This is a genomic window from Psychromonas aquatilis, from assembly GCF_038155185.1.
GTDB classification, from domain to species: Bacteria; Pseudomonadota; Gammaproteobacteria; order Enterobacterales; family Psychromonadaceae; genus Psychromonas; species Psychromonas aquatilis.
Map to the genome: position 1 here is coordinate 1 of NZ_JBAKAZ010000086.1, position 8112 is coordinate 8112.

The following is an 8112-nucleotide window of genomic DNA, read 5'->3' on the forward strand; positions in this document are numbered from 1 at the left end:
GGCCTTCGCTTAGATAGATACTCACCCATTTATTAACGCTAGTTCTACTCACTTTAAGGAACTGAGCAATCTGGGTACGTGAATGTCCATCTTGAAAATGTGCTAACGCCAGTAAACGCATTTTCATTTGTAATGAGGTTTGCTGACGGGCAAGTACTTTAAAATCTGTCTTTTTTATATGCTCCATCTTGAGTCACTTTAATAGCAATAGATAACTCAATTAGATCATATTTTTACTTAGATTGGTATTATTCGAGATGAAGCAATAAAGTTAGAAAAAACCGATCTTAAAAAAGCCCTTTCTTTAATGACATTGGCGCATCAAGCTCGCCCTAATGGTCTATTTATTAAGAAAAAGGTCGCAGAGTATCAAGCAAGATTAAAATAACAAAGGTGACTCTTTTATTTGGTTGTATTTTATACAAGGTAAATGCCATTTAATTTTAACTTTTAACAAACCGATGCCTTGTATTTTGAATATATAACTTATTTGTATTTTTCCTGTCTATATTAGGTAAATTATTGCAAAATATACTATTAAGTATTATTTATATATTAAATTATTTGGTATTTAAACAATTAAAAATTAGCGCTTAGCGTGATTAATCAGACGGGGATATAGGGATTATATGAGAAATATTTTAGTTACCGGCGGGGCCGGATTCATTGGTGCTAACTACGTTTTATATTGGCTTGCAAATAACCCTCAAGACAAAGTAGTGGTATTAGATGCATTAACTTACGCAGGTAATCGTGAAAGCTTGGCATCTGTTGAAAATAACCCAAACTTTGTATTTGCGCACGGTGATATTTGCGATACGGCATTAATAGAACAACTACTAACAGAGCATAACGTTGATACTTTGGTGCATTTTGCAGCAGAGTCTCACGTTGACCGCTCAATTACAGGGCCAGATGCGTTTATTGAAACCAATATTATTGGTACTTATAGCTTATTAAAAGCCGCAAAAAAAGTATGGATAGACCAGCCTAAAGAAAATGGTAACGCACCACTTAAACACCGCTTCCATCACGTTTCAACCGATGAGGTTTATGGTGAGTTAGGGCCTAAAGACCCTGCATTCACCGAAGACACGGCTTATGCACCGAATTCACCTTATTCAGCATCAAAAGCGGCAAGTGACCACCTAGTGCGTGCTTACCACCATACTTATGGCTTAGAAGTGACGACTTCAAATTGTTCAAATAACTACGGACCGTACCATTTTCCTGAAAAATTAATCCCACTGATCATCACTAATATTTTATTTGATAAACCATTACCTGTTTATGGTGATGGCCAGCAAATTCGCGATTGGTTATACGTTGAAGATCACGCTCGTGGTATCGAATTAGTGCTGAACAAAGGCCGTTTAGGTGAAAACTACAACATTGGTGGCCATAATGAATGGGCAAACATCGATATTGTTAAATTGGTTTGTAAGCTATTAAACGAACAATTCCAAGGTAATAAATACTTAAAAGAAAAATACCCAGAAGCTAAATCAGCGTTAGCAAACAAATCTGAAACATTAATTACCTTTGTAGAAGACCGTGCAGGTCACGATTGGCGATATGCCATTGATGCCACTAAAACCAATAATGAATTAGGTTACAAACCAGTTGAGTCATTTGAAACCGGGATTCGTAAAACCGTAGAATGGTATTTGGGCAATGAAGAATGGTGGAGTTCACTATTAGGAGGAAATAAATAATGAGTGATTTTATTTATAACCAAGAGTTGCCATTAGTTTTTTTTGATGGTTTGGTTGATAAAAAACTACAAGGTTGGGCGCAAAAAGCTGATTCAGTCATTATCTTTCTTCAGAATGAAAAGTTGGCTCAAGTTGCATGTAATGAATATAGAGAGGATCTAGATGGTGCTTTAAATAATCCATATGCTAGTTTTCATTATGAGATTTCTGGCCAAGATATAAAGAAAGAGTGGCGTCATCTTTCTTTATTAGCGTTAAGGGTTGAGTTTATTGATGATGGTGTTACGACAAAAACGTTTGAACGAACATTAAATGTTACAAACTTAGCTAATAAATTTAATTTTGATACCTTAGCGCAACCAATTCAGCATAATTTTAATGGATTGCTTGGTGATACTATTACCGGTTGGTCTTCTGATGCGGATTATGTTGAACTCTATATTGAAAATGATTATCTGGCATTGGTACCTTGCAATAAGAATGATGAAAGTTTAATTACATTAGTTGAAAATGTAGATTGTAGTTTTGAATATTCTATCAATGGACATAATGTAAAACCACATTGGTTCCTAAAAGAAAATTTAGTACTAAAAGCGATATTTATGCAAAGTGATTATGATGAGCCGTTATATCAAGAGTTGCTGTCTATTGGTAGTTTAGATTTATTGAATGCAATTGATACTGTAAATAACACACCTGTAGAAAATGTTGTCGATGTAATTCAAAAGTCTCACCTTTGGGATGATAACTATTATATAAATCAGTTATCAGAAAATGAAGTGTGCCATGCTAACCACATATATGACTTTGTTATTAAGGGGGCAAAAAGTGGAAAAAACCCCAACTCTCACTTTAATACTTATTATTACTTAGCTAACAACCGTGATATTGCTGAAGATGGCATAAATCCATTTTATCATTATATTATTGCAGGTGAAAAAGAAGGACGTAAACCGACTCCATCTTTTGATCCAAAATTGTATTTAGAGTTAAATCCTGACTTAGCTGGTTGGGAAGCTCCTTTGCTAGCACACCTACTAATGGCCGGATTGGAAGAGGGGCGTGTTTATAATGAGTACATTCGCCCTCTTAGTGCTGAAGAAAATGTTGATCCTTATTTATTTTGGCGTTTAAATAATGAAAAAAGTGAGTTTATTAAGACGCAGCAGGATTTATTAAACTTTGATAACACGCCTTGTATCTCGATTGTGGTGCCGGTTTATAACCCAGAGAAGCAGCTACTGATTGATTGTATCGAGTCTGTTATAGCGCAGTCTTATACTAACTGGCAGCTTTGTTTAGCTGATGATAAGTCTACAGAGCCTTATGTAAAAGAAGTGCTGAAAGAATACAGCTTAAAAGATAAACGTATTCAACCTGTTTTTAGAGAAAAGAATGGCCATATTTCAGAAGCAAGTAACAGTGCTTTAGATATCGCTAGTGGAGAGTGGACTGCATTACTTGATCATGATGATTTATTACATGAGCATGCCTTTTACCATGTTATAAAAGCAATTAATGATAACCCTGATGTGACTTTAATTTACAGCGACGAAGATAAAATCAATTTAGAGGGAGAGAGAATTGAACCTCACTTTAAGTCCGATTGGAATTTAGATCTGCTATATAGTCAAAACTATGTGTCGCATTTAGGTGTGTATAAAACGGATATCATTAAAAAGATCGGTGGCTTTCGTAAAGGTTATGAAGGTAGCCAAGATTATGACTTACTATTACGTTATTCACGTGAAATCGACCATGCGAACGTCGTGCATATTCCTAAGGTACTTTATCATTGGCGCATGGTTGAAGGTTCAACAGCGTTAGCTTCAGGTGAGAAATCTTACACTACAGATGCAGGAATTAAAGCGTTAGAGGATCATTTTAAAGCACTAAATAAGTCTGTTCTTGTCGAAGCTGGTAAGCATGCAAATATTTATAAAGTTAATTGGTTAATAGAGGAAGAACCGTTAGTTTCTCTTATTATTCCTACTTATAACGGTTATGAGATAACCAAACAGGCCATTGATTCCATATTAGAAAAAACAACCTATCAAAACTATGAGATTTTATTGGTTGATAATAACTCTAACGACCCAATTGCTTTGGAATATTTTGATGAACTGGATAAACATGAAAAAGTAACCGTATTACGTTATCCATATCCTTTTAATTATTCCGCTATTAATAATTTTGCTGCGAAGCAAGCAAAGGGGAGTATTGTTGGGTTAATTAACAATGATGTTGAAGTCATAACACCTGAATGGTTGACTGAAATGGTCTCTCACGCGCAACGAGAAGAGATTGGTTGTGTTGGTGCAATGCTTTATTTTGAGAATGATACGATTCAACATGCAGGGGTTATTATTGGTATTGGCGGTGTTGGTGGACATTCGCATAAACATTACAAACGTAATGACCATGGTTACTTTAGTCGTTTAAAAGTTGTGCAGAACTTGTCGGCAGTAACAGCAGCATGCTTGTTAGTACGCAAATCTGTATTTAATGAAGTTGACGGTTTAAATGAGGAAGACCTTACCGTTGCTTTTAATGATGTAGATTTTTGCTTAAAAGTACAAGCGGCAGGCTATCGCAATTTATGGACACCTTATGCTGAGCTTTATCATTATGAATCAATTAGTCGTGGTGCTGAAGATAATCCAGTAAAAGTAGCTAGGTTTAATAAAGAAGTAGATTATATGACGGACACTTGGGGCACAGATAAAAAACCAGATCCTTATTACAGTCAAAATTTAACGTTAGAGCATGAAAATTTTTCGGTGGGTAAATGATGAGAAAACTTATATTACATGTTGGCGCCCATAAAACAGGAACATCAACAATTCAGAAAAATCTATCATTAATACCTGAGTTAGAATGGGATTCTGCAGGGTGTACTTACCCTATTTTTAATAATGGCTTTTCAGATATATTTAATCACTCAATTGTTATTTATAGTTTTTTTTCTGAGCATGCTGATAAATATCATATGAATCTAAAATTTGGTTTTGATAATCAAAGCAAAGTAAACGCACTAAATGAGAAGTATTTACAACAAATGGATACTTTCTTTAATAAGTCTAAGGATACAATCATATTATCAGGTGAAGATATTGGAGTATTATCTGAGAATGAGTTAAAGGAGTTAAAGTTATTTTTTATAAGTCGATATGCTGTTACTGATTTTCAAGTTGTTTATTCAGTAAGGGAGCATTTATCTTATTTAAATAGTGATTTGCAGGAAGCAGTTAAAGGTGGTCAAACATTGAAAGCCCTTACTCAATTAAAAGTGAGTACGGTTGAGAATATTTATCAAAATACAATCTCTAAGTTTTTAGACGTTTTTGGTGGAGCTTCGTTAAATATATATTCTTTTGAATTAGCTATTAAAGAGAAAGCAGGTTTAACGAAGTTCTTTATAAATAATTTTATTCCTGAATTACATTTATGTGATTTTGAAGAAGTTAAGTCTAATGAGTCATTGTCTTATGAAGCGACTGAGTTGATATCTTATATTAACGAAAAGTTATCTTTTTATGTTGATGGAGTAATTTCTAAAGAAAGAGAGGTTAATGATTTGATTCCTTTATGGAAAATAAAAGGTGAAAAATTTACTATTAACTGTGAAGCAGATTTATTTGAAGAAGATAAAAAGTGGCTTTTAAAGAACTTTAATATTAACTATTTGATTGATGTGCACCCAAATAAAGACTTAAATAAAAATTATTGGTCAATAGAATCATTGAATGATCTTGAATCTGCTATGGCTATTTTACCAGAAAAAATATTAAATTTAATTATAGAGTTTTTAAAAGTTAAAGCATTTGGATCAAGCGATCCTAATAAATCAATATTATTTTTACAACTAGCAAAAAAGTATAGACCTAATGGGCCGCTAATAAATGAAAGATTAAATCACTATAAACGAAGCGTATAAGTAAAACCAAAAGCCGATAGATAAATATTGTCTCGGCTTGATTTTTATCATAGCCTAATTTTAATCAAAACTTATTGGATATAGGAAATTTTTAATAAATTTCCTATATCCAATTAAAAATGAAATAAATATTCAATATAACTGATCTAATAAAAAAATATCTACTAAGTATTGTGAATATGGGAATATTATTAACTAAGAGTCATATCCAACACTTTTATCACTGCCTAGCAACTCCACCTTTGAATTCTTGAGGAGGTTACTTACCACTTAATACTATACCTTTTTAAATTTCAGGTCCTAAATATAAGGGGGCTATAGATTTGGTGGAAGATCTTCCATCTAAAATCTAACAGTCTTGAAACAGTAAATAATGCCCAAGAAAATTTGTTCAGTAGATGAACTATTACCATAACTGCTTAAAAGATTAAGTATATAAATTCTATTTATCGATTTTCATTTTAATATCTAGAAAATTAAATTAGAATAATACTATAGATAAATTTTTTATAAAAATAGAGAGCTAAATATATATGAAAGTGTGTTTACTTGGAGGTTCAAATTCAGTTAACAAGTTTGGTTTTAGAGATGGTTTGTGTGTCAATGATGACCTAAAACTAGCTGTAGGTGCAACAGGTTCATTGCAAAATATACATGCATTGCACCTTCATGAAAAAGATATAATGAGTTGTGATCTTATTGTTTCCGAATCAAATGGAAACGATACATATAATATCAATGCAATTAAGTACCCCAAACAACTCATTAAAGATAATATCAAAGAACTTTACTATGAACTATATAGAACAGGGAAAGAGGTTCTTATATTATTAACACCGATGGTTCGCTATTCTAATGGAGCTGAATCCTATGACTTAAGAAACGAAATAGAAGACGCTCATATGGAACAGATAAATAAGTATGGGTTTTATTATATTAATTTAGAAGAAACAATTACCAAAAAACTCGATCCTAAAGATCCTAAAACTAGATTTATCATGACAGACGATAGACACCCTAACGTTGCATTTATGCATGCGCTTGGTGTGAATATTCGAAATTACTTTTCGAATAATTTTAGAGAATACACATATTCAGAAGGCTCGAACTTTTATGTTACCTCACCCAGAGGTGATAATTCAATCATTAAAAAAGAAAACTCTTATTTTAGTAGGGAACTTATTGAATTAAAATCAGAAGTGAGTGTAAATGTGAATGATGGTGTTGTTGTTGGTATAGAAACTTGGCCTGATGAAGTGGCTCAAATTAAAATAAAACATAATAACGGTAATGTAGTAAAAAGTTTTAATCAATATTTAGCATTTAATGAGATAATTCACCCTGATCTAAGTCGTTTTACTATGGAGTCTAATTTAGGCGAAGCTTTATTGTCTACAGAACCATCAATCAATGTACGTGAAACTGGTATCGTCAATAAGAGTGTCCTATATTCCTCAATGCTCATTCGAAAGAATGTGAATTTTCATAGAGAGATTACACCAAGGCGTGTACCTGAAAATCTTGATTTTTTAATTCCAGATTTAAAGCCGTTCTTCGCATCATTTCTGCACTTTTTAAATCATAATAGCAATAACAGCAATAACAGCAATAACAATAATAACAGCAATATTGTTGATTACCTTAGAGATGAAGCTATACGACTTGAAAATAAAGATATGAATTTAGCTTATGAATTTATGAAAAGAGCTCGTGACCTTAGGCCTACAGGACCAGTGATTAAGAAAAAGTTAGCAGAATTTAAAAAAATTTTAAGTAAGCAAAACAAAGACATTTAAATCAAATTAGTTATCTTGTTGAAAAAATATTAGAAGTAACTGGGACAAATCGTCCTTTTTGTCCTTCAACTAATTTCAGCTATGTTTATAACAATGAGGGCAGGTTTTGTTTTTCTTCCCCAAAAGTCGTGTGAGCTACTTGGAGTTGGTCATGGAGTACCTAAGTATTTAAATAACTTAAGAGTATTAAAGTTTACCTTTGAGTCGTTCTTGTTAGGAGTTGTAGATGTTAATGCTTTTCATAAGTTAGTTCGTAATAGAAAATATTATGATGGTTATTATAACTGGGTGTTAAGCGCTCAAAATATTCACCCAACTGTTCTAAGAAAAAAATTGTTAAAATTCATCAAAATAAAATGCCTAAATCAGTAACTTTAAATAAATCCAATGTTAAAGAAGGCGATATTGACGTGCTTAGAGATTTGGTAATAAAACTAGAGAATATTAATATTCAAGAGTCATTTAAACTTATGTCCATTGCCCACAGACTTAGACCTTATGGCAAAGTTATTTTCGAACGGTTAAATAAATACAAAGCTATTTTAGGTTATAAGTGATAGTTATTAAGGGAGATTTAATTATTTATCAATACCGCTTATATGAAGCAGGTGTAGTGGTCTAATGATCTCGGACACCATTTAAGGTGGTATTATTATCACTTATA

5 protein-coding genes are annotated in these 8112 nt (G+C 32.6%); 4 read left to right on the plus strand and 1 reads right to left on the minus strand.

The features are described 5' to 3' along the window. The coding region (locus V6256_RS14240) for a helix-turn-helix domain-containing protein (RefSeq protein WP_424141072.1) at window positions 1-127 on the minus strand (127 nt) is incomplete at its 3' end. Between the two features lie 502 nt (window positions 128-629). On the opposite strand from V6256_RS14240, the gene rfbB reads away from it, so the two are divergent. The 4 genes from rfbB to V6256_RS14260 all read left to right on the plus strand — a co-directional run bounded on the left by rfbB (window position 630) and on the right by V6256_RS14260 (window position 7448). Then, the gene (gene rfbB / locus V6256_RS14245; protein WP_341598902.1) at window positions 630-1715 is read left to right on the plus strand and encodes a dTDP-glucose 4,6-dehydratase; all 1086 of its coding nucleotides are present in this window, start codon (window positions 630-632) and stop codon (window positions 1713-1715) included. Further along, complete coding sequence (locus tag V6256_RS14250) at window positions 1715-4507, plus strand: glycosyltransferase family 2 protein (RefSeq protein WP_341598904.1); 2793 nt, start codon at window positions 1715-1717, stop codon at window positions 4505-4507. Before rfbB ends, V6256_RS14250 begins: the two co-directional genes overlap by 1 nt. Beyond that, entirely contained in the window at window positions 4504-5652 is a 1149-nt protein-coding gene (locus V6256_RS14255) for a hypothetical protein (RefSeq protein ID WP_341598905.1), read from the plus strand. Before V6256_RS14250 ends, V6256_RS14255 begins: the two co-directional genes overlap by 4 nt. Before the next feature lie 533 nt (window positions 5653-6185). Further along, window positions 6186-7448, plus strand: a complete 1263-nt coding sequence (locus tag V6256_RS14260) for a hypothetical protein (RefSeq protein ID WP_341598907.1) — start codon at window positions 6186-6188, stop codon at window positions 7446-7448. Window positions 7449-8112: the final 664 nt, after the last annotated feature.

Coding starts and splice junctions, on each gene's coding strand:
- rfbB (WP_341598902.1), top strand. CDS start 630: ATGAGAAATATTTTAGTTACCGGCGGGGCCGGATTCATTGGTGCTAAC.
- V6256_RS14250 (WP_341598904.1), top strand. CDS start 1,715: ATGAGTGATTTTATTTATAACCAAGAGTTGCCATTAGTTTTTTTTGAT.
- V6256_RS14255 (WP_341598905.1), top strand. CDS start 4,504: ATGATGAGAAAACTTATATTACATGTTGGCGCCCATAAAACAGGAACA.
- V6256_RS14260 (WP_341598907.1), top strand. CDS start 6,186: ATGAAAGTGTGTTTACTTGGAGGTTCAAATTCAGTTAACAAGTTTGGT.